Source organism: Methylobacterium sp. BTF04 (genome assembly GCF_010692745.1).
Lineage (GTDB): Bacteria > Pseudomonadota > Alphaproteobacteria > Rhizobiales > Beijerinckiaceae > Methylobacterium.
The window spans coordinates 1-24,444 of the sequence record NZ_JAAHTB010000006.1 but is presented as its reverse complement, the minus strand read 5'-3'; the positions used below and the strand labels follow the sequence as shown (position 1 = coordinate 24,444).

Here is a 24,444-nt window from a genome sequence, read left to right as displayed (position 1 = left end):
GCGCCAGGCTTACCGGAACAGGATCAGGGCCTTCGCCACGGTGATCCAGATGCCCCAGGCGATGGGAATGCCCACCGCCGTCCAGGCGATGGCCGCGACCGGGCTGAATCCGCCGCGACCAATCCCGTAGGAACCGGCGGTCGGCACGGTCGCCGCTGCACCCTTGACGTTGGCAGCCGCCACCTCCGCGTCGGTCATGAACCACTTCTTGGCCAGTGGCCGGATCAGGAGGTTCGCGATGAAGCCAGCGGCGAGGAAGGCGGCCAGCACGTACATCGTGCGGGTGTAGAGTTGCGCGCCCTGCACCCCGGCATCGACCTGGGCCTGACGAATCCCGGTGACGAGGAACGGTCCGACGATACCGGCAGTCGACCAGGCGGTGAGGAGACGTCCGTGGATGGCGCCCACGAACTGGGTACCGAACACGTCCGCGAGGTAGGCCGGGATGGTGGCGAAGCCGCCGCCGTACATCGACAGGATGATGCAGAAGAACAGCACGAACAGGGCCTGTGAGCCGATGGTCGCTGCCCAGGGGGCCGCTGCGTAGAGGACGAAGCCGAGGGCGAAGAACGTCGCATAGGTGACCTTGCGGCCGATCTTGTCCGACAGCGACGCCCAGAAGAACCGACCGACGATGTTGAACAGCGACAGCAGGCCGACGAAGCCGGCGGCGATGGCCGCGATCTGCGCCTTCTGGCCGGAATCGAGTTGCGCGAAGCCCGTCTCCGGCAGACCGATCAGCTTGCCGCCGAAGATCTCCTGCAACATCGGCGACGCCAGCGCGAGCACACCGATTCCCGCCGAGACGTTGAGGCAGAGCACCGCCCAGAGCAGCCAGAATTGCGGAGTCTTGTGCGCCCGGTCGAGATGGACGTGGCCCGCGGTGATCATGGTGTTCTTCGACACCGGCGGAACCCAGCCATCCGGGCGCCAGCCTGCCGGCGGAACCCGGTAGCCGAAGGCGCCGCACAGCATCGCGACGACATAGATCCCGCCCATCACGGCCAGAGCCTGCCAGACGCCGACGCCGGCCGGCGACTTGAAGTGATTGATCAGCGTATCGGCCAAGGGCGATCCGATCATCGCGCCGCCGCCGAAGCCCATGATCGCCATGCCGGTGGCCATGCCGCGCCGGTCGGGGAACCACTTCACTAGGGTCGAAACCGGAGAGATGTAGCCCAAGCCCAGGCCGATGCCGCCGACGAGGCCCATGCCGATCCAGACCACCCAAAGCTGGTGCACGTAGACGCCGAGCGAACCGATGAGGAAGCCGCCGCCCCAGCACAGGGCGGCGACGATGCCGGCCTTGCGCGGCCCGGCTCGCTCCAGCCAGCCGCCGAACACGGCCGCCGAGAGCCCGAGCATGACGATGCCGATGGAGAACACGATGACGAGGTCGCTGACGCGCCAGTCGCAGCTGGTGGTGAACAGGGCTGTCCACACACTCATGTCGGGGCAGGTCGCGGGCGTCGGCTTCCCGACGCTGAGCGCCCGCGACAACGGCAGCCAGAACACGGACAAGCCGTAAGCCATGCCGATGCAGAGGTGGATCGCCAGGGCTGCCGGCGGCACCAGCCAGCGATTGAAGCCCGCTTTCGCGACGATGTTTTCTCGCGAGAGCCACCCTGGCGCCGCGGCGGAGCCGGTCAGGCCCGCACTGGATATCGAAGTCATTGTATAGCTCCCCGAGGTGTCGACCGTGTATCGGGCCGTTCACCGAAGGAGTTAGGCCATAGCGCGCGTCGTTACGCTATGCTTTTAGCCAGCTGCTGAAATTTTAATCCACGGTGATGCGACAAAAATTTCAATCTCAGCCTGCATCGCTGGCACCGGCTCCCTGGAGTGCTGGATCATGCGTCGCGGCCCGGATCGGGCTCTCCGCGTCCGGCTTGTCGAAGAGCGCCTGAAGCGCCAACGGGTCGAGACCACTGCCCTCTTTGGGGCCGAAGACCTCGATGGCGCGCCGCATTTTCGGCGTCCAGAATGCGACGATATGCTTGTGAATGCCCGCGACCGCCTCATCGTCCGGATACGACCGGAAGAACGTGGCGATCTGGTTCGCCATGCGAACGAGCTTCTGGTCGGTGGTTAGGGCGCTCATGACGGACGACGCTCGGATCGAGGATGGGATGGCGGGCCGGGTTCAGAGGCCTGCGGTGAGGGTCAGGCGCTCGCGGCCGGTGAAGACCGTGAGGGTATCGGAGCGGGCGATGGCGCAGAGGGTCATGCCGTGCATCCGCGCTCGGTCGATGGCGAGCGAGGTCGGCGCCGAGATCGCGACAAGGATCGAGGCGCCGAGGCTCGCGGCCTTCTCGACCATTTCGAACGAACACCGGCTGGTGATGACGACGAAGCCGGACGCCGGATCGGTTCGGTCGCGCATCAACGCGCCGATGAGCTTGTCGAGGGCATTGTGCCGCCCGACATCCTCGCGCACCGCCAGGAGCGACCCGTCGAGACACGCCCAGGCAGCGGCGTGGACCGCGCGGGTCTGGGCATTGAGGACCTGCGCGTCCCCGAGCGCCGTGAGAGCCCGCTGGATCGCGCCGATATCGACCGCCGTCGCGCCGCCGGTCCTGGTCTCGGCCATCGGTAGATCCGCGAGATCCTCGACCCCGCAGACACCGCAGCTTGTGCGCCCACTGATCGCCCGCTTACGCGCGAGATGCTCGCGCAGGCGTCCGGGGGCGAGATCGACGACCAGACGCAATCCGCACTCGCCGTCCTCGACCTGCACGGACCGGATCTCGTCGGCGGAGGCGACGATGCCCTCCGTCAGGCTGAATCCGTAAGCAAAGTCCACGAGGTCGGCCGGACTGGTCATCATCACCGCATACGGGATGCTGCCGTAGACGAGGTTGACCGGCATCTCCACGGCCAGCGGCCGCTCGCCTTCGTGAGCCACCCTGTCGTCATAGGCGATGACCAGGGTCGGGACGCGCCGGGCCGTGTCGGCCGGCGCGTCGATGTCAGGCCGGCTTCGGCTATTCGGCGGCATTCAACTGGGTCGCGATACGGGTCAGGGAGAAGTCCTCTTCGTAGAACTTCGCCTGCCAATCGGAGGGCCGGTTGGTGCGCCGGACCTGCACCGCCGTCACCTTGTACTCGGGGCAATTGGTCGCCCAGTCCGAGTAGTCGGTGGTAATGACGTTGGCGCCGGTCTTGGCGTGGTGGAAGGTGGTGTAGACCACGCCGGGTTGCATCCGCTCAGAGACGACCGCCCTGAGAGCGATGTCGCCGGACCGGCTCTCGAGGGACACCAGATCGCCATCGACCACGCCGCGAACCTCTGCGTCGAAGGGATGGATCTCCAGAACGTCCTCCTCATGCCAGCGCGAGTTCTCCGTGCGGCGGGTCTGCGCGCCGACATTGTACTGCGACAGGATGCGGCCGGTAGTGAGGATGAGCGGGAAGCGCGGCCCGGTGCGCTCCTCGGTGGCGACGTATTCGGTGATCATGAACTTGCCGAGACCGCGGACGAAGCGATCCACGTGCATCATCGGGGTGCCGCGCGGCGCCTCGTCGTTGCACGGCCACTGGATCGAACCGAGTTCGTCGATCTTGGCGAAGCTCACACCCTTGAAGCTCGGCGTGAGCGAGGCGATCTCGTCCATGATCTCGGACGGATGGCTGTAGTTCATCGGGTAACCGAGTGCGTTGGAGAGCAGGATCGTACCCTCCCAGTCGCCGACGCCCGCCAGCGGCGGCATCACCTTGCGCACGCGCGAAATGCGGCGCTCGGCATTGGTGAAGGTGCCGTCCTTCTCCAGGAACGATGCCCCCGGCAGGAAGACGTGGGCGTATTTCGCCGTCTCGTTCAGGAAGATGTCCTGAATGACGATGCACTCCATCGCCATCAGGCCGGCGGTGACGTGGTGGGTGTCGGGATCGGACTGGGCGATGTCCTCGCCCTGAATGTACATGCCCTTGAAGGCGCCATCGACGGCTTCGTCGAGCATGTTGGTGATGCGCAGGCCCGGATCCTTGTCGAGCGACACGCCCCAGAGCGACTCGAAGGTCTCGCGGGTGGCATCGTCCGAGACGTGGCGGTAGCCCGGAAGCTCGTGCGGGAACGAGCCCATGTCGCACGAGCCCTGAACGTTGTTCTGGCCGCGCAGGGGGTTCACGCCGGCACCCAGCATCCCGATGTTGCCGGTGGCCATAGCGAGGTTGGCCATGCCCATCACCATGGTGGAGCCTTGGCTGTGCTCGGTGACGCCGAGGCCGTAATAGATGCCCGCAGCCCCGCCGGTGGCGTAGAGCCGGGCGGCGGCGCGCAGCTCGACCGGATCGATCCCGGTGTAGATCGCCTGCGCCTCGGGGGAATGACGCTCGTCGGCGACGAAGCGAGCCCAGGCCTCGAAGTCCACGAGATCGCACCGCTCGCGAACATAAGCCTCGTCGACGAGGCCTTCGGTGACGATGACGTGCGCCATGGAATTGATGAAGGCGACGTTCGAACCGGGCTTCAGCGGCAGGTGATGGTCGGCCGCGATGTGGGGCGACTTCACGAGATCGATCTTGCGCGGATCGGCGACGATGAGACGGGCGCCCTCACGCAGGCGCTTCTTCATGCGCGAGGCGAAGACCGGGTGGCCGTCGGTCGGATTGGCGCCGATCACCAGGATCACGTCGGAATGCGCCACCGAGGCGAAGTCCTGCGTACCCGCCGAGGTGCCGAGGGTCGACATCAGGCCGTAGCCGGTAGGCGAATGACAGACCCGGGCGCAGGTATCGACGTTGTTGTTGCCGAAGGCGGCACGAACGAGCTTCTGGACGAGGTAGGCTTCCTCGTTGGTGCAACGCGACGAGGTGATGCCACCGACCGAATCCTTGCCGTACTTGGCCTGGATGCGCTTGAATTCGGAGGCGGCGCGATCGATCGCGACTTCCCACGACACTTCCTGCCAGGGGTCCGTGATCTTGTCGCGGATCATCGGCTTGGTGATGCGGTCCTTGTGTGTGGCGTAGCCATAGGCGAAGCGGCCCTTGACGCAGCTATGGCCTTCATTCGCCTTGCCGCCCTTGTAGGGCACCATGCGGACGATGCGGGTGCCCTGCATCTCGGCCTTGAACGAGCAACCGACGCCGCAATAGGCGCAGGTGGTGATCTCGGAATGGTCCGGCTGACCATGCTCGATGATCGACTTCTCCTGGAGCGTCGCGGTCGGGCAGGCCTGCACGCAGGCGCCGCAGGACACGCACTCGGAATTGAAGAAATCGGTCGGACCGGCAGCGACGCGGCTGTCGAAGCCGCGGCCGGAGATCGTCAGCGCGAAGGTGCCTTGGGTCTCCTCGCAGGCGCGGACGCAGCGGTTACAGACGATGCACTTCGACGGATCGTAGGTGAAATACGGGTTCGAGGTGTCCTTGGCGAGGAACTGGTCGGAACTCGGCTTGACGTGGTTGGCGCCGTCATAGCCGTAGCGCACGTCGCGCAGGCCGACAGCGCCGGCCATGTCCTGCAACTCGCAATCGCCATTGGCGGCGCAGGTCAGGCAGTCGAGCGGGTGATCGGAGATGTAGAGCTCCATCACGCCCTTGCGGAGCTTGGCGAGCTTATCGTTCTGGGTCGAGACCACCATGCCGTTCTCGGCGGGCGTGGTGCAGGAGGCGGGCGTACCGCGGCGACCTTCGATCTCCACCAGGCAAAGGCGGCAGGAGCCGAAGGCTTCCAGGGAGTCGGTGGCGCACAGCTTCGGGATCTGGGTCCCGACATGCATCGCCGCCGCCATCACCGATGTTCCGGCCGGAACGGTGACGCTCATGCCGTCGATCGTCAGGGTGACGGTCTGCTCGGAGACCCGGATCGGGGTGCCGTAATCGATCTCTTTGATGAGGGCCATGGGTCGCGGCTCCTTATTCGGCAGCAACGGACATCGGTCCGCGCTGCTGGAAATCCTCGGGGAAATGGGTGATCGCGCTCATCACGGGCATCGGCGTGAGCCCGCCCATGGCGCAAAGCGACCCATCGGTCATGACGTCGCAAAGGTCGGCCACGATGGCCAGATTTTCGGTCGGCCGGATACCGGCAATGACCTTGTCCATGGTCTCGACGCCGCGCGTCGCACCGATCCGGCACGGCGTGCACTTGCCGCAGGATTCCACCGCGCAGAACTCGAAGGCGAACCGCGCCTGCTTGGCCATGTCGACGGTGTCGTCGAACACCACGATGCCGCCATGACCGACGAGGCCCTTCTTGGCCGCCATCGCCTCGTAATCGAGGGGCGTATCGAGGAGATGGTCGGGGAAGTAGGCGCCGAGCGGGCCACCCACCTGGACCGCGCGGATCGGCCGGCCACTCTGCGTGCCGCCACCGAAATCCTCGATGATTTCGCGCAACGTAATGCCGAAGGCGTACTCGATCAGGCCGCCATGCTTGATGTTGCCGGCGAGCTGGATCGCCAGGGTGCCGAGCGAGCGGCCCATGCCGTAATCGGCATAGGCCTTGGCGCCGTGCTCCAGGATGTAGGGCACGGCCGTGAAGGTCATCACGTTGTTGACCAGGGTCGGCTGGCCGAGGAAGCCCTTGAGCGCCGGGATCGGCGGCTTGGCCCGGACGATTCCCCGGCGGCCTTCCAGGCTCTCCAACAGCGAGGTCTCCTCGCCGCAGATATAGGCGCCGGCACCGAGACGGACCTCGAGATGGAACGCCTTGCCCGAGCCCATGATGTTATCGCCGAGGAAACCGCCCTTGCCGGCATTGGCGATCGCCTCTTTCAGGGTGGCGAATGCCTGTGGGTATTCGGAGCGCAGATAGATGTAGCCCCGGGTGGCACCCGTCGCGATGGACGCGATGGTCATGCCCTCGATGAGGTTGAAGGGGTCGCCCTCCATCATCATGCGGTCGGCGAAGGTGCCGGAATCGCCTTCGTCCGCATTGCAGACCACGTATTTCTGCTCGGACGAAGCGAGCATCACCGTGTTCCACTTGATGCCGGCCGGGAAGCCTGCACCGCCGCGGCCGCGCAGGCCGGAATCACGAACCTGACCGACGATGCCGGCGGCATCGAGCTTCAGTGCAGCTTCGAGACCGTTATAGCCGCCATGCGCCCGGTAATCCTCCACCGAGACCGGATCGACCACGCCGCAGCGCTGGAAGGTCAGGCGATGCTGCCGGGCGAGATAGGGCATCTTCTCGGGGTCGCCGAGGCGAAGGGCATGCTCGCCGCCGGTGGCCAACCCGGCATCGAGCAGGCCGTCGACATCGGACAGGGTGACGGGCCCGTAGGCGATCCGGCCCTCCGGGGTCGCGACCTCGACCATCGGCTCCAGCCACAGCATCCCGCGCGAACCGGTGCGGACGATGGTGACGTCGAGGCCGCGCCGTTCGGCGCCGGCGAAGAGCGCACGGGCAACGCGGTTGGCACCGAGGCCGAGCGCGACGGCATCGCGGGGGACGTAAAGGGTGATGCTCACGACTTTACCTCGCTGAGGGCCGATTCCAGGGAATCCGCGGTGAGGCGGGCCAGGGGTTCGTCGTCGATCAAGGCACCGGGGCCGTTGGCACAGAGGCCGAGGCAATAGACCGGCTCGACGGTGACCTGCCCGTCCGAGGTCGTGCCGTGCCAATCGATCCCGAGGCGGGAGAGGATCTGCGCGTGGAGCGCGTCGGACCCCATCGCCTGGCAGGCCTCTGCCCGGCACAACTTGACCTGGTGCTTGCCCGAAGGAGCCCGGCGAAAGTCATGATAGAAGGTGATGCAGCCGTGGATCTCGGCGCGCGAGAGATTGAGCGCATCCGCGATCAGCGGAACCGCGCCCTCGTCGACGTAACCGAAGGTCTCCTGCAAGGCGTGCAGGATCGGAAGGGTCGCGCCTTCCAGATGGAGATGGTCGGCGATGATCCCGGCGGCGCGGGGCTCACTCCAGGGCTCGTTCGGCAGCATTGTTCCTACCCGGACTTATCTTGTTCTTGTTATAAGGTGGTATATCACCGATCCGAGATCAATCGCGACATTCGGTCGAGCAACAAGGATTTTTTGTTAAAACCGTCTTTTGTGGCGCAAAAACCTAGCGTGACCGGGCGGCTTCCGCCTGCGATTCACAACGTGGCGATATCGTGCGCGATGGCCGGCGCCACGTTGCGCGCTTCGACGATCAACGCCGCGCAGAGGGGTGTCATCGGCTCCCGTTCGGGAACGACCAGACCGATGAGGTGGCTGACGTCGGGCTCGACGATCGGCACCGCGCGGACACGGTCGCTGAGGCGAAAACTGTCGGCCAGAACGGCCGGCATGATGCTCGCCCATTTGGCCGTTCGCACATGGGTGAGCAGCACGATCATCGAATTCGACTCGAGCAGAGGCGCCGACACACCGCCGCCGCTGGTCAGATGCCGATCGATGATCCGGCGATTCTGCATGTCGGGGGTGAGGAGGCACAGGGGAATGCGCCCGACCTCGTCCCAGGTCACCGCCTCGCGCGTACCGAAGATGCCATCCACCGCCGTGAGCAACCGGTAGCGCTCGCGATAGAGCGGCACGGCGGTCAGGCGGCCGAGCGGCTCGTTCTCCAGATAGGTGATGCCGGCATCGATCTCGAGATCGGCGATCAGGCGTCCGATCTCGCCCGACGTGGTGGATTGCACGGAGAAGCGCACCTCCGGGTGGCGGGCGCGGAATGGTGTGGTCAGCGCGGCGACGATGGGGGTCGCGGTGGGAATCGCGGCCAAGCGCAGGGTGCCGGACAGACCCCGGCGCAGGCTCGCCACTTCGTCGCGCATGGCGCGGGCATCACCGACGATCCGGCGCGCCCAGTCGAGCACCCGCTCGCCCTCCGGCGTGAAGCCCTGGAAGCGCGAGCCACGCTGGACCAGCATGACACCGAGACGCTCCTCCAGTTGCTTCACGCCGGCCGAGAGGGTCTGCTGCGACACGTTGCAGAACTGGGCCGCGCGGCCGAAATGCCGCTCACGCGCCAGGGCGAGGATGAATTCAAGCCGCTCGATCACGCTGCAATCCCCACTCCTCGCTGCAGGCCATGGCTTTGCGCCGAGGTTCCGCGGACGCGATCCCACCGGCGCGGACGCCGTTTCGCGGTGCTCCGCGCAGCTACCTTTGAATCAGACCTATGCAGAAGAATGCGCCCGATGCGACGCTGTTGCGGTTGCGCGCCCCACGGCCTTGTGGTCTGACACCTCGACCGGCAATCCGCGAGCTTTGTGCGATGGATTGCCTAAAACCCGCAAAACGCGCTTGCGCTTCGTGTCGAACTTAGCAAGACGCGCGGGTACTTTACGATCACGCCATGGGGAGCCAGAGAGGCACATGCGGACGACGCAGCCGAAAAACCGGTCATCATGGGGGCTTGCCGCACTCGGCGCCTTCCTCGTTTCGTCGTCATCGGCCCTCGCGGCCGGCCTCGGCCAGCCCGAGCCGTGGCAGATGGATCGCCAGATCCCGGTCACCGAGAACGCCCGGGACATCCATCACTTCGAGCAGGGCATGCATTGGCTGTCCTTCGGCATCTCGCTGTTCGTGCTCGGCCTCATTCTCTATTGCGTCTTCCGCTTCAGCGAGAAGGCCAATCCGACGCCGTCGAAGACGACCCACAACACGATGATCGAGGTGGCCTGGACCATCATCCCGGTCCTGATCCTCGTGGCCGTGTCGATCCCGTCGTTCCGCCTGCTGCGCACGCAGCTCTCCGATCCGAAGGCCGACGTCATCGTCAAGGTCATCGGCCATGCCTGGTACTGGTCCTACGAGTATCCGGCGGTGGAGAATGGCGGCGGCTTCGCGTTCGATGCCAACATCGACGAAGACAAGATGCCCAAGCTTCTCGGCACCGACAACGACATGGTCGTGCCGGTGAACAAGATCGTCAAGATTCAGGTGACCGCTGCCGACGTGCTGCATTCCTGGGCGATGCCGTCCTTCGGCTTCAAGATCGACGCCATCCCAGGCCGCCTCAACCAGTTCTGGTTCAAGGCCGACCGTGAGGGCACCTATCACGGCCAGTGCTCCGAGCTGTGCGGGGCGCGCCACGCCTACATGCCGATCACCGTCAAGGTCGTGAGCGACGAGGCCTATGCCCAGTGGCTCGTCGAGGGGAAGACGAAGTTCGCCAGCCTCGACGGCAATTCCAAGATCGCCGCGGCCCGCTAAAGGCCCGGCCGGATCGGGTCTCGTTCGGGATCCGATCCTTTCGCCATTCGAGAGATCAAGAGTAACTGGACAAGGTCTGCATCCATGGCCAACGCCGCAGCACATACGGGGCATCACGACGCCCACGATTCGCATATGCCTTCGTTCTTCGCCCGCTGGTTCCTGTCGACGAACCATAAGGACATCGGCACCCTCTACCTGCTGTTCGCGTTCTGCGCGGGCATCATCGGCGCGTTCCTCTCCTTCGGCATCCGCATGGAGATGGAAGAGCCCGGGCTGCAGTACTTCTCGAATCCCGGCACCTACAACGTGTTCGTGACCGGCCACGGTCTCATCATGGTGTTCTTCATGGTGATGCCGGCGCTCATCGGCGGCTTCGGCAACTGGTTCGTGCCGCTCATGATCGGCGCGCCCGACATGGCGTTCCCGCGCATGAACAACATTTCGTTCTGGCTCACCGTTGCCGGGTTCTGCAGCCTCGTCTGCTCGCTGTTCGTCGAAGGCGCTCCCGGCGCGAACGGTGCCGGCACCGGCTGGACGGTCTACCCGCCACTCTCCACCGTCGGCCATCCCGGCCCGTCCGTCGACTTCGCGATCTTCGCGCTCCACCTCTCGGGCGCCGGATCGATCCTCGGTGCGATCAACTTCATCACCACCATCCTGAACATGCGCGCGCCGGGCATGACCCTGCACAAGATGCCGCTGTTCGCCTGGGCCGAGCTCGTCACCGCCTTCCTGCTGCTGCTGTCGCTCCCGGTCCTTGCCGGCGCGATCACCATGCTCCTCACCGACCGCAACTTCGGCACGACCTTCTTCGATCCGGCCGGCGGCGGCGATCCGGTGCTCTACCAGCACCTGTTCTGGTTCTTCGGTCACCCCGAAGTGTACATCATGATCCTGCCGGCCTTCGGCATCGTCAGCCACATCATCTCGACCTTCTCGCGCAAGCCGGTGTTCGGTTACCTCGCCATGGCCTACGCCATGGTCGCCATCGGCGTGGTCGGCTTCGTGGTGTGGGCTCACCACATGTACACGGTCGGCCTGTCGCTCCAGACGCAGTCCTACTTCGTGTTCGCCACCATGGTGATCGCGGTTCCCACAGGCGTGAAGATCTTCTCGTGGATCGCGACCATGTGGGGCGGCTCGATCCGTTTCACCGCCGCCATGCACTGGGCGGTCGGCTTCATCTTCCTGTTCACGGTCGGCGGCGTCACCGGCGTCGTGCTGGCGAACTCGGCGGTCGATAAGTACCTGCACGACACCTATTACGTCGTGGCCCACTTCCACTACGTGCTCTCGCTCGGCGCCGTGTTCATCATCTTTGCCGGTATCTACTACTGGTTCCCGAAGATGACCGGTCACGTGATCCCGGAATGGGCTGGCAAGCTGCACTTCTGGCTCGCCTTCATCGGTGCGAACGTCCTGTTCTTCCCGATGCACTTCCTTGGCCTCGCCGGTATGCCGCGCCGTTACGCCGACTATCCCGAGGCCTTCGCCGGCTGGCACAAGGTCTCCACCTGGGGTGGGCACATCTTCGCCCTCGGCATGGTGGTATTCTTCATCGGCGTGGTGATCGCCTTCCGCTCGAAGGTTCGCGCGGCCGACAATCCGTGGGGCGAAGGTGCAACCACCCTCGAGTGGACGCTGTCGTCGCCGCCGCCCTTCCACCAGTTCGAGACGCTTCCCCGGATCGTCGACGAGCCGGGTCACTAAGAGAAAAGCCACCGCTTTTCGGATTGCGAGGACCGCGAAAGCGGTCCTTGCTCTTTCCCGGATACCTCGGCCGGATCGAACCGTCCGAGGTATCCCGCAAAGGGCGGCGCCACGGCGGCGCGATCCGAGCCCGACCTGCCAGACACATGCATCAGGTACCCATGACGAGCCTGTCGAACAGCCTCCCCGCTGGCGCCGAGCCTCACCCGGTCACCATGGCCGTCGGCGGCGAAGTCTCCGACTTCTTCGCCTTGCTGAAGCCGCGGGTGATGGTGCTGGTGATCTTCACCGCCCTGGTCGGCATGGTGGTGTCTCACGTCCACATCCAGCCGGTGGTCGGGACGATCTCGCTCCTGATGATCGCAGTGGGCGCCGGTGCGTCGGGCTGCCTCAACATGTGGTGGGACGCCGATATCGACGCAGTGATGACCCGCACCGCCAAGCGTCCGATCCCGGACGGGCGCATCCAGCCGGGCGAGGCGCTGGCCTTCGGCCTCGTCCTGTCGGTCGGCTCGGTCCTGGTGCTCGGACTTGCCTCAAACTGGCTCGCCGCCGCGCTCCTCGCCTTCACCATCGTGTTCTACGCGGTGGTCTATTCGATGTGGCTGAAGCGGACGACGCCGCAGAACATCGTCATCGGCGGTGCGGCCGGCGCCCTGCCCCCGATCATCGGCCAGGCCGTGGTGACGGGCTCGGTCGGCATCGAGTCCCTGGTGCTGTTCCTGATCATCTTCATCTGGACGCCGCCGCATTTCTGGGCACTCGCCCTGATCAAGTCCGGCGAATACGCCAAGGCCGGCATCCCGATGATGCCGAACGTCGCCGGCCCGCAATCGACCCGGCGCCAGATCATCTATTACTCGCTGGTGCTGTTCCCCATCGGGCTCGCGCCGGTGGCCCTCGGCTTCGGTGGATGGCTCTACGCCGTCACCGCGTTCTTCGGCGGTCTCGGCATGCTGGCCTTCAGCGTCCATGTCTTCCGCAACCGGGAGGGCGAGGCCGAGCGCAAGGCCGCCTTCGGGATGTTCGGCTTCTCGATCCTCTATCTCTTCCTGCTGTTCGCGGCCCTGCTTGCCGAGCAGAGCCTCGGCCTGTTCCGCGCGGTCATGGTTTGAGCGACATGGAAAACTTTCCGACGCCCCGTCGCCTGACGCCCGAGGAAGCCAAGCGCCAGCGTCAGCGCTCGATCGCCATCGCCGCCGTGCTCTTCACCTTGGTGACGATCTTCTACGTCCTGACGATCGCCAAGCTCGGACCCCAGGTCCTCAATCGCGCGCTTTGAGCGTGGATCACGGGGCGACATCGTCATGACCGACCGACCCACCAACCCGAACCGCAAGCTCGCTGTCACCGCCTTCGCGTGTGCCGGTCTCGCCTTCGGGATGATCGGCCTCGCCTTCGCATCGGTGCCGCTCTACGACATGTTCTGCAAGGCGACCGGCTATGACGGGACGCCACGTACCGGCGCCGCACCGAAGGCGATCGCCCTCGACGACAGCATGATCGTCCGCTTCGACACCAACGTGTCGTCGTCGCTGCCGTGGCGCTTCCAGGCGGAGTCGCCTCAGGTCGTCGCGCATCTCGGTGAGACCAAGACGGTGTTCTTCCGGGTCAAGAACACCGGCACCACCCCTTCGACCGGCATCGCGACCTTCAACGTCCAGCCGAGCCTGATGGGCGGCTTCTTCGTCAAGATCGAATGTTTCTGCTTCAACGAGCAGACGCTGAAGCCGGGCGAGACCATGGATTTCCCGGTGGTGTTCTATATCGATCCGGCGGTACGCCAGGATTCGAACACCGCCCATCTCACCGAAATGACGTTGTCCTACACCTACTTCGCGTCGAAGAACGGCCAGCCCACGGCAGCGCTTGCGACAACGGGCGGCACGGACAAGAAGTCGAATTTTTGACGCGTTCAGTTTTTTGACGCGCCAAGCGTGACAAGAGATCACCCTGCCCGGTATGGGATCGGGGGTGAGGATCGGGCGGCATCCGGTCTACAGAGCGTTAACGAGCATCCGAGGCCCGCCACGGCCACGGAACGCCTGGGTTAGGAGAGACAATCAGATGGCCGAGGCCCACGCCAAGAATCACGATTTCCATATTCTCGCCCCCAGCCCGTGGCCGCTGATGGGCGCCTTCTCCGGCTTCCTGATGGCCTTCGGCGCCGTCTTCTGGATGAAGGCCCTCACCGTCGGCACTCTGGCGATCGGCCCTTACGTGTTCGGTGCCGGCAGCCTCGGCGTGCTCTACGTGATGTTCTCCTGGTGGCGTGACGTGGTCCACGAGGCCAATGCCGGCGACCACACCCGCGTGGTCCAGCTTCACCACCGCTACGGCATGATCATGTTCATCGCCTCGGAGGTGATGTTCTTTGCGGCCTGGTTCTGGGCCTATTTCGAGGCGGCGCTCTACACCGCCGATCCGATCCAGGCGACGCGTGTCGACTTCACCGGCGGCACTTGGCCGCCCAAGGGTATCGAGGCGTTCGATCCCTGGCATCTGCCGCTCCTCAACACCCTGATCCTGCTGACCTCCGGCACCACGATCACCTGGGCGCACCACGCCCTGCTGAACGACGACCGCAAGGGCCTCAAGTACGGTCTGTGGCTGACCATCATCCTCGGCGTGCTTTTCACCGCCTGCCAGGCCTACGAATACGCCCACGCGCATTTCGGTTTTGCCGGCAGCATCTACTCGTCGACCTTCTTCATGGCGACGGGCTTTCACGGCGCGCACGTCATCATCGGGACGATCTTCCTCGCGATCTGCCTGTACCGCGCCTATCTCGGCCAGTTCACGGTGAAGCAGCATCTCGGCTTCGAATTCGCCGCCTGGTACTGGCACTTCGTCGACGTGGTGTGGCTGTTCTTGTTCGCCTCGATCTACGTCTGGGGCTCGGGCATCGGTCACGCGGCTCACTGAGCCGCAGCGCGGCACGGTATGACAGCCATGAAAAGGGCGGCGCGAGCCGCCCTTTTTCGTACCTTCACCAGAACGCGTTCCCATATGACAAGAGCCGGCGCCCTCGCCCGGCTCGAGGAGTCACGATCTTGGACGTCAAGCGGCCGGTTCCCCCGCCCATCTCCACCGGCCTTCGCGGCCGCTGTCCCCGCTGCGGCGAGGGTCACCTGTTCGACGGCTTCCTGACCTTCAAGCCATCCTGCGAGGTCTGCGGGCTCGACTATGAGAAGTTCAATTCCGGTGATGGCCCGGCCTTCTTCGTGATGTCGATCGTCGGCATCGTCGTCGTCGGTCTCGCTCTGTGGATCGAAGTCACCTACGAGCCGCCGATGTGGGTTCATGCGCTCGTGGCCGGCACACTCTCCATCGGCTTGAGCCTCCTGTTGGTGCGGCCGCTCAAGGGCATGCTCGCCGCACTGCAATTCACCAACAAAGCCGAGCAAGGACGCTTCCGCTAGTGACACGGACGATTCGACCCGGTGCGGTCCGGGCACTGGCCGTGCCCGGCTTCGTGTCGCTTGTGAGCCTCGCGATCCTCGTCAGCCTCGGAATCTGGCAACTCGAGCGCAAGGGCGAGAAAGAGGCGCTAATCGCGCGGATTCTCGCCCGATCGGCGGTGGAGCCGCCGGCTGCCCTACCCCCAGCCGCTAGCTGGGACCCGGCGCAGGACGAGTTCCGCCGCGTCCGGGTGTCCGGCGTGCTCCTCAACGACAAGGAAACCCTGGTGCATGGTCTCGCGGCCGGTGCGACGCCGGGCCGCGCCTTGCAAGGCTACTACGTCCTGACACCGCTCAAGCGCGACGATGGCGGCACGGTCCTGATCAATCGCGGCTTCATTCCCACCGAATTGAAGGACCCGGCCTCGCGACAAGGTGCACAGATCTCCGGTGAGACCGTCGTCACCGGCATTCTGCGGGCGACCGAGCCGCGGACGATGTTCGTACCCGCCGCCGATCCGGCGCGCGGCGAGTGGTTCAACCGCGATATCGCCGGCATCAGTGCCGCCCGCGGGCTCGGCGATACCCCGCCCTACCTCGTCGAGGCGGATGCGACGCCCAATCCCGGCGGTTGGCCCAAGGGCGGTCAGCTGCGGGTCGATCTGCCCAACAACCACCTGCAATACGCCTTCACGTGGTTCGGCATCGCCGCGTGCCTGATCGGCGTCTTCGGCGTGTTCGCGTGGCGGCGCCTCTACGACGCACCCGAACCGACCGTGGAACGATAGCCGGCACGCGTCTTGCCCTTGCTGTGAAGCGGGTGCGCGCTACTCTCCAGTACAGGCGATCCGCCACGGAGTGTGCCCATGCGCGCCATCCTCATTCCCGTCGCCCTGTGTCTCGGGCTCTCCTCCGCTCACGCCGCCGACGAGGCGGCCCGAACCCAGGCCAAGGCCACCGTCGAGCGCCAGATCGAAGCGTTTCGGCGGGACGATGCGGCGACCGCCTATGCCCAGGCGGCGCCTGCGATCCAGGGCATGTTCACCTCTCCCGACAATTTCATCGCCATGGTCCGCCAAGGCTATGCGGCCGTCTACCGGGCGCGCAGCTTCAGCGTCGATCGGGTCGAGGATGTTGGCGAAGACGGCTTGGCTTTGGGCGTGAAGCTCCAGGATGCCGAGGGCGTCGACTGGATGGCGTTGTACAGCCTCGAGAAGCAGCCGGACGGCGCCTGGCGGATCAGCGGGTGCCAGTTGGTGAAGGCACCGGGCAGCAACGCCTGAGGCTGCGGACAGCTTTCGACAGGGCCGAACGCTTGGTGTAGACGGGGCGCCTTCCCGGAGGCCCATTTGCTTCACGTTTCGACCCGCGGCGCCGCGGCGCCCCTCAGTTTTTCCGATGCCCTGCTCGCCGGCCTCGCCCGCGACGGGGGACTCTACGTGCCGGAGAGTTGGCCCCGCCTCTCGAAAGAGACTATCGCGGGGTTCGCTGGTGCGCGATACGCCGATGTGGCCAAGGCGGTGCTGCGTCCGCTGATCGACGGCGAGATCCCGGATGCCGACCTCGATCGGATGATCGAGGAGTCCTACGCGACATTCCGCCACCCAGCGGTCTGTCCGCTCGTGCAACTCGACGACAACCTGTTCCTGCTCGAACTCTTCCACGGCCCGACGCTCGCGTTCAAGGACGTGGCGATGCAGCTTCTCGGCCGGCTGATGGACCATGTCCTTCGCGCACGCGGGTCCCGCGCCACCATCGTCGGCGCCACCTCGGGCGATACCGGCAGCGCTGCCGTCGACGCGTTCCGCGGTCTCGATCAGGTCGACATCTTCATCCTGTTCCCGGAAGGCCGGGTTTCCGAGGTGCAGCGCCGGCAGATGACCTCGGTGGGGGCGCACAACGTCCACGCCATCGCCATCGACGGCAATTTCGACGATTGTCAGAACATCGTCAAAGCCCTGTTCCAGCACGCGGAATTTGCCGACGACGTGAAGCTGTCGGGCGTCAATTCGATCAACTGGGCCCGGGTCGCCGCCCAGGCGGTCTACTATTTCACCAGCGCCGTGGCCCTCGGCAGCCCGCACCGCCCGGTCTCGTTCGCGGTCCCCACCGGCAATTTCGGCGACATCCTCGCCGGATGGGTCGCCAAGCGCATGGGCCTGCCGATCGAGCGGCTGGTGATCGGTACCAACGCCAACGACATCCTGGCCCGCACCCTCGAGCAGGGCGCCTACGAGCAGCGCGGCGTCCAGCCGACCACCTCCCCGTCCATGGATATCCAGATTTCCTCGAACTTCGAGCGCCTGCTGTTCGAAGCCATGGGCCGTGATTCCACGAGCCTCGGGCGCCTGATGGCCGGCCTCAAGCAATCGGGCGGGTTCACCCTCGACCCCGGCGTTCTGAACACGGTGCGGAGCGAGTTCGACGCCACTGCGGTGCACGAGCCGGAGGTGGTGGCCGAGATCGCGCGCACCTACGCCGAGACCGGCCTCGTCATCGACCCGCACAGCGCCATCGGTGTTCATGCCGGTCGCAAGTTGCTGCAACGGGACCCGCATACGCCGGTCGTCGCCCTGGCGACGGCTCATCCGGCGAAGTTTCCCGATGCCGTCGCCAAGGCCATCGGTGGCGCCCGCCCGCCCCTGCCGCCGCATCTGGCCGACCTCATGGACCGCAAGGAAACCTTTTCGCGGGTCGCCAACGATCAGGCGGCTGTCGAGACGTTCATCCGCGAACGCGCACGCATCACGAAGGGGGCCTGACGCCCATGAACCAGCACTTCGCGACGCATGGCGCCTCGCCCGGCCTCAAGATCACCCGCCTCGACAACGGCCTCACGGTGGTCACCGAGGCGATGCCGGGCGTCGCCACCGCGACCCTCGGGGTCTGGGTCGGAGCCGGCTCACGCCATGAGCGGCCCGAGGAGCAGGGGCTCAGCCACCTCATCGAGCACATGGCGTTCAAGGGTACGAAGTCCCGCTCGGCCCGGCGAATCGCCGAGGACATCGAGAATGTGGGCGGCGACATCAACGCCGCCACCAGTGCAGAGGGCACGAGCTACACCGCCCGCGTGCTCGGCGAGGATGCGGGCGTCGCCCTCGACGTGCTTGGCGACATCCTCACCGATTCGGTTTTCGACGCGGGCGAACTCGCCCGTGAGAAGGGCGTGATCCTGCAGGAATACGCGGCCATCGAGGATACCCCGGACGACGTGGTCTACGAGGCCTTCACCGAGGCCGCGTTTCCCGATCAGCCGATGGGTCGCCCGATCATCGGAAAGCCCGAGACGATCAACAGCTTCGATCGGGACATGATCGAGGCCTACATCACCCGCGAGTACACCCCGGATCGGATCGTGCTGGCCGCCGCCGGCGCCATCGGACACGACGCCATCGTCGAGGCGGCCCAGCGCCATTTCGGGAACCTGAAAGCGTCGCAGGCGCCCGAGACGGTGCCGGGCCTGTATCGCGGCGGTGAGCGCCGGATGCAGAAGAAGCTCGAACAGGCGAATGTGGTTCTGGGACTCCCCGGCCTGTCGTTCCGCGACGACGGTTACTATGCGTTGCACATGTTCACGCAGGTCCTCGGCGGCGGACTGACCTCGCGCCTCTGGCACGAGGTGCGCGAGACCCGCGGCCTCGCCTACGAGATCCAGTCCTTCCACTGGTCGTTCTACGATTGCGGGCTGTTCGGCATCGGCGCCGGTACGTCGAGCGGTGACCTCGCCGAACTGGTCGACGTCACCCTGGAGGCGACGACCAAGGCTGCGGCGGATGCCGATACGGTGGAGGTCGCTCGCGCCAAGGCCCAGGTGAAGGTCGCCCTGCTCTCGGCCCTGGAAACGCCGGGCGGCCGTATCGAGCGGAACGCCCGCCAGATCATGGCCTGGGGCCGGGTGATTCCGCCTCAGGAGGTGATCGCCAAGGTCGACGCCGTCACCGTCGACGACGTGCGCGCCGCGGGAAAGCGTCTGCTCTCCGGTGCCCCGACGCTGGCTGCCATCGGCCCGATCAAGAAGCTGCCCTCGCTCGATCGGATCGCCAAGGCCCTCCGGAGCTGACGGAAACCGCCCCCCACGGCTTGTTTTGGCCGCAAAGCCGCGCGATCCGAAACCGGCGGCGATACGGTTAAGAAACGGTGGGAACGACCTGCTCCGCAGGGCCTGGCGCCTTGCTGAGCGGCGACCCCGCCGATACCAATGTGCCGCGAGCTGAGCCGCATCGTCACCCAAACCAAGCCCGGCCGGAACACTCGCCCGTTGCGCAGAACCTCCCTCGTCTTCGCCGCCTTCGTCTCGGCCCTGTTCGGCGCCCTGCTCCTCAGCGGGCCGGCGCGGGCGGTGGAAGCCGTGCGGGTCACGCTCGACGCGCCCGCGATCGACCTCACGCCGATGATCGAGCGCTACCGCTCGGACGGCGACCTGATCCAGATCTCCACGGCCCCCGGCAAGGACGGAATCGTGCGACGCATCGTCGTGAAGGCGCGCGATGCCGGCGCGCGGCCCGACTGGATGGTCTTCGCGCTGACCAACGACACCGACGAGCAGATCGACCGGGTCCTGGTCGCCCCCCATTTCCGCCTCGTCGGCTCAGGTGTGATCTGGCCGGATCTCGGCGGCTCGCGCATCGCCGCGATCACCGCGAGCCAGGGCATCCGCCCGGACCGGGACGACAATCTCGAAGCCGATCAGTTCAACATCACCCTCGATCCCGGCGCCACCGTCACCTACGTGGCCGAGTTGCGCGGCCCCAACATCCCGCAGGTCTACCTCTGGGATCAGGACGCTTACCGCAAGAAATCCACCGGCCTGACCCTCTACAAGGGGATCATCATCGGCATCGCCGGATTGCTGGCGCTGTTCCTGACGATCATCTTCGTGGTCAAGGGCGCGATCATCTTTCCCGCCGCGGCCTCCCTCGCCTGGGCAGTACTCGCCTATGCGTGCATCGATTTCGGATTCCTGCAGCGCGTCTTCCCGATCACCGAAGTGGCCGAGCGGGTCTATCGCGCCTCGGCCGAGGCGGTGCTGGGCGCGACGCTGCTGGTCTTCCTGTTCGCCTATCTGAATCTCAGCCGCTGGCATGTGCGCTACAGCCACGTCGCCCTGTTCTGGCTCGCCTGCCTCGCCGGTCTGGTGGCGTTGGCGGTGTTCGATCCACCGGTGGCGGCAGGCGTCGCCCGCATCTCGATCGCGGCGGTGGCCGGCGTCGGCCTGCTGCTCATCGTCTATCTCGCGGCCCATAACGGCTACGACCGGGCGATCCTGCTGGTGCCGACCTGGTTCCTTCTAATGGTCTGGGTGGTTGCTGCGGGTTTCGCCATCACCGGGCAGATCGGCAGCGACCTGGTGCAGCCGGCCCTCATCGGTGGCCTCGTCCTCATCGTCATGCTGATCGGCTTCACGGTGATGCAGCATGCCTTCGCCGGCGGAGGCCTCACCCACGCCCTCGTCTCCGACACCGAGCGGCGAGCCCTCGCGCTCACCGGGGCCGGCGACGTGGTGTTCGACTGGGACGTGCCCGGCGACCGCGTCTTCGCCGGCCAGGAAATCGAGAGCCAGCTCGGCCTCAAGCGCGGCACCCTCGAAGGTCCTGCCTCGAACTGGCTCGGACTGGTTCACCCCTTCGATGTGGAGCGCTACTCCGCCGCCCTCGATACGGTGATCGAAGAGCGGCGCGGTCGCATCGTCCACGATTTTCGCCTGCGCTCCACCGCCGGCCCGTATTACTGGTACCGCCTCAAGGCGCGTCCGGTGATCGGCTCGGACGGCGAAGTCATCCGGATCGTCGGCACCATCAGCGACGTCACCGAGGTGAAGACCGCCGAGGAACGCCTGCTCCACGACGCGGTCCATGACAGCCTCACCGGCCTGCCGAACCGTGAATTGTTCTACGATCGGCTCGACGCGGCCATTGCGTTCGCCAGCCAGGATTCGCGCCTGAAGCCGACTACGATCGTTCTCGACATCGATCGGTTCAAGGCGATCAACGACGCGATCGGGCTGTCGGCCGGCGATTCCATTCTGCTCACGCTGTCGCGGCGCCTCGGCCGCCTCCTGCGGCCCCAGGACACCCTGGCGCGGGTGGCCGGCGACGAATTCGGCCTGATCCTGCTGTCGGAGCGCGAGCCCGACCGCATCCTCGCCTTCGCCGAGATGATCCGCAAAGCCATCGCGACGCCGATCACCTATGCCGACCGCGAGATCTTCCTCACCGTATCGGTGGGCATCGCCCTCCACGAATCCAGCGGCAATCCCAAGCGCGAAGAGGTCTTCAAGAACGCCGAGATCGCGATGATCCAGGCCAAGCGCGGTGGCGGCGACCGCACGGAAGTCTTCCGCGCCACCATGCGCAACGACCGCGGCGACCGGATGATGCTGGAGGGCGACCTGCGCCGCTCGCTCGAGCGCAACGAGATGAAGGTGCTGTTCCAGCCGATCGTCCGACTAGAAGATCGCACGGTGGCCGGTTTCGAGACCTTGCTGCGCTGGGACCACCCAAAGCTCGGGCGCGTTGCGGCCTCGACCTTCATGCCGGTGGCGGAGGAGAGCGGCTTCATCGTCAATCTCGGGATCTTCGCCCTGGAGCGCACCGCCCTGGAGCTCGCCGCCTGGCAGCGTTCGCTCGATGTCGAGCCGCCGATCTTCGCGTCCGTCAACGTCTCCTCGCGCCAGTTGCTGCGGCACGATCTCCTGCACGATGTGAAGACGATCCTCGCCCGGTCCGGAGTGCTGCCGGGGTCCCTCAAGCTCGAACTCACCGAAAGTCTGGTGATGGAGAACCCGGAATACGCCGCGCAGATGCTCGCCCGCATTCACGACCTCGGAGCGGGCCTGTCGCTGGACGATTTCGGCACCGGCTATTCCGCCTTGTCCTACCTGCAGCGCTTCCCGTTCGACATGATCAAGATCGATCAGTCCTTCGTGCGCCAGATCGGCACCGGACGGACCGCGATCCTGCGTTCCATCGTGAAGATGGCGCAGGAACTCGGCCTCGCCATCGTCGCGGAAGGGGCGGAATCCGAGGCCGATGCCCAGGCTTTGACCGAACTCGGTTGCGAGTATGCACAAGGCTTCGCCTTCGGCGAGCCGATGTCGATGCTGCAAGCGCGCCAACTCCTCGGCGCGGCGCCCGAAGCGGCGTGATTTGGCCAAGTCACCGCAACGATCTCACTCTAGTACGCCTCTGTCGCCGATCATTTTAAACCTCCCTTAACCATGATCGACCATCGTCAGGGTTGAGAAATGTGATCGGACGGCAGGGCGGAATACGCCAGCCGTGGGGAGACGGCGCGATGGCCCAGGCGGCTTTGCAGGCAACCGAAGATTTCGACTCCACCCTGGTGCGGCGCCTGATGGCGCGGCCGCTGCGCGTGGTGCGAGAGGCCGATATCGTGCCGCTCCACCAGCCTGCCCCGGTCGATGCCAAATTGGGCGTGGACGTGTCGCGGCTCCAAGCCGAGGTCATGGTGATGAAGGCAGTGCTCGGCGCCGAGCGCCGGGAGACTGAGCGCTTGCGCCAATGCCTCAGCCGTGTCGAGGAGCCAGCACCGCTCGGTCCGGAAGCGCAGGCGGTCCGTGATCGCTGGGCAGCCTTGGTCCACGAACTGCTGCACATGCCGCGCTGAAGGCGGTTGGGCGACGGATCGAGTCCGTCCCCGATCCGCTGGGACGCGTTCCCGATCCGATCTTTTCCAACACGCGAGGGACGACCATGAGCGCCCGCTGCTCGCTCGTCGTCAACGGCAAGTCCGTGCGCATCTCGACCGGCGATACGCCGCTCGAAGCCGCCCTTGCCGATGGGATGATCGCCTCGTCCCCAAGCTTGCTGGGCCAGGGCTCCGGCCCGTCACCGCGACGAGCCCAGGCGCGTAGCCACCGCTCGGATGCGATCAAGCTTCCGGTGCCGCGTCCGTCTTTGATCGAGACGCTCGCGCCCCTCCCCGCTCCGTCACGACCGGGGCCGGTGCAGAATCGTGTCGGGACCGTCACGCAGATTTCACCGCTCGGACCTCACACGGTAGAGGTCGTGGTCACGATCACCCGCCGCCTCGCTTTCGAGCCGGGGCATCAGGTGATAGCGACCTTCGCGGGCTTTCAGCCGATCACCTTGAGCCCGACATTGCGGATCGACGGTGCGGCCGAGCTGAACGAACTCGTGTTCCACCTCCGTCTCGACGGAACGCCCGGCGGCCTCGCGGCAGCACTCGGCGAGAGCATCCTCATCGACCACCCGGTGAAGCTGAAGGGCCCTGTCGGTCGCGGACAGTACCGGCCTGGCGGCGGACGCCTCGTGCTCGTGGCCGCCGAGACTGGCTTTGCGGCGATCTGGGCGATCGCTCGCGCGGCGCGCTACATCGAGCCCGCCCGCGAGATCGTCCTCCTCGTCGGCGCCCGCGACCCGCTCGATCTCTACATGCGCCCGTCCCTCGACTGGCTCCGTGCCACCGGCGTCGGCCGGATCGTCATGGTCTCGGATCGGAGCCGGCAGCGCCCCCCGGATGTGCGGCCGGGGCCCCTCACCGCGCATATCGCCTCGCTGCGCAGCACGGATGTGGTCCATGTGGCTGGCGACGCCTCGACAGTCGGCGCCGTAGAGGTCCTGGCCGCGTCGGCCGGTGCACGGTGCTACCCGATGCTGCTCGATTCGGGCACCTGACACCAGCGGCCGCGGGAGCCTGCGACGCTCCCGGCTATCCAGCGCGACCGGTCACGCTCGCGAACCTGCGAAATCTCGACTGCCCATCGGAAACGCGCTGACCAGCAGCGATCTCCGATCGGGCAGGAGTGGTCGATCGTCGATCCGCCACCGATCCCCGCCCCGACAGGGTCCTGGTCAGACCGCGTCCCGGTCAGGCCTCGGCCTCGACCAGGATCTCGCGCTTGCCCGCATGGTTGGCCGAACCGACGATGCCCTCGCCCTCCATGCGCTCCATCAGCGAAGCGGCGCGATTGTAGCCGATCTGGAGCCGGCGCTGGATGTAGCTGGTGGACGCCTTCTTGTCCCGCAGCACCACCTGAACCGCCTGGCTGTAGAGATCGCCGCCGGTCTCGCCGAAGCTGCCCTGGTCGAACACGGCGCCGTCCATCTCGATCTCGTCGGATGCGCCCTTGCCCGCTTCGCCGTCATCGGCGGTCACCGCTTCGAGATAGGACGGACGGCCCTGGCGCTTGAGATGCGCCACCACGCTCTCGACTTCCGAATCCGAGCAGAACGGCCCGT

At 65.9% G+C, this 24,444-nt stretch carries 22 protein-coding genes; 14 read left to right on the top strand and 8 right to left on the bottom strand.

All coding sequences use genetic code 11. The features are described 5' to 3' along the window. Positions 1-9: 9 nt before the first annotated feature. The 7 genes from G3T14_RS05545 to G3T14_RS05515 all read right to left on the bottom strand — a co-directional run bounded on the left by G3T14_RS05545 (position 10) and on the right by G3T14_RS05515 (position 8,953). Positions 10-1,674, bottom strand: a complete 1,665-nt coding sequence (locus G3T14_RS05545; RefSeq protein ID WP_163640867.1) for an OFA family MFS transporter — start codon at positions 1,672-1,674, stop codon at positions 10-12. A 136-nt stretch (positions 1,675-1,810) separates the two neighbouring features. After that, positions 1,811-2,101, bottom strand: a complete 291-nt coding sequence (locus tag G3T14_RS05540) for a formate dehydrogenase subunit delta (protein ID WP_163640866.1) — start codon at positions 2,099-2,101, stop codon at positions 1,811-1,813. A 42-nt stretch (positions 2,102-2,143) separates the two neighbouring features. Beyond that, positions 2,144-2,998 (bottom strand): formate dehydrogenase accessory sulfurtransferase FdhD, encoded by an 855-nt coding sequence (gene fdhD, locus G3T14_RS05535; RefSeq protein ID WP_163640865.1) that lies wholly within the window; start codon positions 2,996-2,998, stop codon positions 2,144-2,146. Beyond that, complete coding sequence (fdhF, locus tag G3T14_RS05530; protein WP_163640863.1) at positions 2,985-5,846, bottom strand: formate dehydrogenase subunit alpha; 2,862 nt, start codon at positions 5,844-5,846, stop codon at positions 2,985-2,987. The genes fdhD and fdhF overlap by 14 nt, the downstream gene beginning before the upstream one ends. 13 nt (positions 5,847-5,859) lie before the next feature. Beyond that, positions 5,860-7,419, bottom strand: a complete 1,560-nt coding sequence (locus G3T14_RS05525; protein WP_163640862.1) for a formate dehydrogenase beta subunit — start codon at positions 7,417-7,419, stop codon at positions 5,860-5,862. After that, on the bottom strand, positions 7,416-7,889 hold the full coding sequence (locus G3T14_RS05520) for a formate dehydrogenase subunit gamma (protein WP_163640861.1): 474 nt from the start codon (positions 7,887-7,889) through the stop codon (positions 7,416-7,418). Before G3T14_RS05520 ends, G3T14_RS05525 begins: the two co-directional genes overlap by 4 nt. Before the next feature lie 155 nt (positions 7,890-8,044). Beyond that, positions 8,045-8,953 carry a LysR family transcriptional regulator gene (locus G3T14_RS05515; protein ID WP_163640860.1) on the bottom strand — a complete coding sequence of 303 codons (909 nt, stop codon included), beginning with the start codon at positions 8,951-8,953 and terminating at the stop codon, positions 8,045-8,047. 316 nt (positions 8,954-9,269) lie between these two features. On the opposite strand from G3T14_RS05515, the gene coxB reads away from it, so the two are divergent. The 14 genes from coxB (at position 9,270) to G3T14_RS05450 (ending at position 23,880) form a co-directional block, all read left to right on the top strand. Further along, a complete protein-coding gene (gene coxB, locus G3T14_RS05510; protein ID WP_163640859.1) occupies positions 9,270-10,109 on the top strand; it encodes a cytochrome c oxidase subunit II in 840 nt (279 codons plus the stop codon). A gap of 84 nt (positions 10,110-10,193) precedes the next feature. After that, on the top strand, positions 10,194-11,822 hold the full coding sequence (gene ctaD, locus G3T14_RS05505; RefSeq protein ID WP_163640858.1) for a cytochrome c oxidase subunit I: 1,629 nt from the start codon (positions 10,194-10,196) through the stop codon (positions 11,820-11,822). Between the two features lie 161 nt (positions 11,823-11,983). Then, positions 11,984-12,937, top strand: a complete 954-nt coding sequence (locus tag G3T14_RS05500; protein ID WP_163641095.1) for a heme o synthase — start codon at positions 11,984-11,986, stop codon at positions 12,935-12,937. Positions 12,938-12,942: 5 nt separating this feature from the next. Further along, complete coding sequence (locus G3T14_RS24635) at positions 12,943-13,104, top strand: hypothetical protein (RefSeq protein ID WP_204262657.1); 162 nt, start codon at positions 12,943-12,945, stop codon at positions 13,102-13,104. A gap of 25 nt (positions 13,105-13,129) precedes the next feature. Next, positions 13,130-13,732 carry a cytochrome c oxidase assembly protein gene (locus G3T14_RS05495; protein ID WP_163640857.1) on the top strand — a complete coding sequence of 201 codons (603 nt, stop codon included), beginning with the start codon at positions 13,130-13,132 and terminating at the stop codon, positions 13,730-13,732. Positions 13,733-13,889: 157 nt separating this feature from the next. Continuing rightward, complete coding sequence (locus G3T14_RS05490) at positions 13,890-14,747, top strand: cytochrome c oxidase subunit 3 (RefSeq protein WP_163640856.1); 858 nt, start codon at positions 13,890-13,892, stop codon at positions 14,745-14,747. Between the two features lie 128 nt (positions 14,748-14,875). After that, the gene (locus tag G3T14_RS05485) at positions 14,876-15,244 is read left to right on the top strand and encodes a DUF983 domain-containing protein (RefSeq protein ID WP_163640854.1); all 369 of its coding nucleotides are present in this window, start codon (positions 14,876-14,878) and stop codon (positions 15,242-15,244) included. Continuing rightward, positions 15,244-16,011, top strand: a complete 768-nt coding sequence (locus tag G3T14_RS05480) for an SURF1 family protein (protein WP_163640853.1) — start codon at positions 15,244-15,246, stop codon at positions 16,009-16,011. Before G3T14_RS05485 ends, G3T14_RS05480 begins: the two co-directional genes overlap by 1 nt. 78 nt (positions 16,012-16,089) lie before the next feature. Further along, positions 16,090-16,506, top strand: a complete 417-nt coding sequence (locus G3T14_RS05475; protein ID WP_163640852.1) for a DUF4864 domain-containing protein — start codon at positions 16,090-16,092, stop codon at positions 16,504-16,506. A gap of 66 nt (positions 16,507-16,572) precedes the next feature. Further along, positions 16,573-17,985: a threonine synthase gene (gene thrC, locus G3T14_RS05470; protein ID WP_163640851.1), complete on the top strand. Its 1,413-nt coding sequence runs from the start codon at positions 16,573-16,575 to the stop codon at positions 17,983-17,985. Between the two features lie 5 nt (positions 17,986-17,990). Then, a complete protein-coding gene (locus tag G3T14_RS05465; protein WP_163640850.1) occupies positions 17,991-19,283 on the top strand; it encodes a pitrilysin family protein in 1,293 nt (430 codons plus the stop codon). Between the two features lie 198 nt (positions 19,284-19,481). Then, the gene (locus G3T14_RS05460; RefSeq protein ID WP_163640849.1) at positions 19,482-22,367 is read left to right on the top strand and encodes an EAL domain-containing protein; all 2,886 of its coding nucleotides are present in this window, start codon (positions 19,482-19,484) and stop codon (positions 22,365-22,367) included. Positions 22,368-22,516: 149 nt separating this feature from the next. Further along, positions 22,517-22,849, top strand: coding sequence for a hypothetical protein (locus G3T14_RS05455; protein ID WP_163640847.1), 333 nt, complete (start codon positions 22,517-22,519; stop codon positions 22,847-22,849). Between the two features lie 86 nt (positions 22,850-22,935). Then, on the top strand, positions 22,936-23,880 hold the full coding sequence (locus G3T14_RS05450; RefSeq protein WP_163640846.1) for a ferredoxin--NAD(+) reductase: 945 nt from the start codon (positions 22,936-22,938) through the stop codon (positions 23,878-23,880). Between the two features lie 193 nt (positions 23,881-24,073). On the opposite strand, the gene G3T14_RS05445 is transcribed toward G3T14_RS05450, so the two are convergent. Beyond that, on the bottom strand, positions 24,074-24,444 hold a 371-nt coding region (locus tag G3T14_RS05445; protein WP_281409789.1), incomplete at its 5' end, for a DNA translocase FtsK.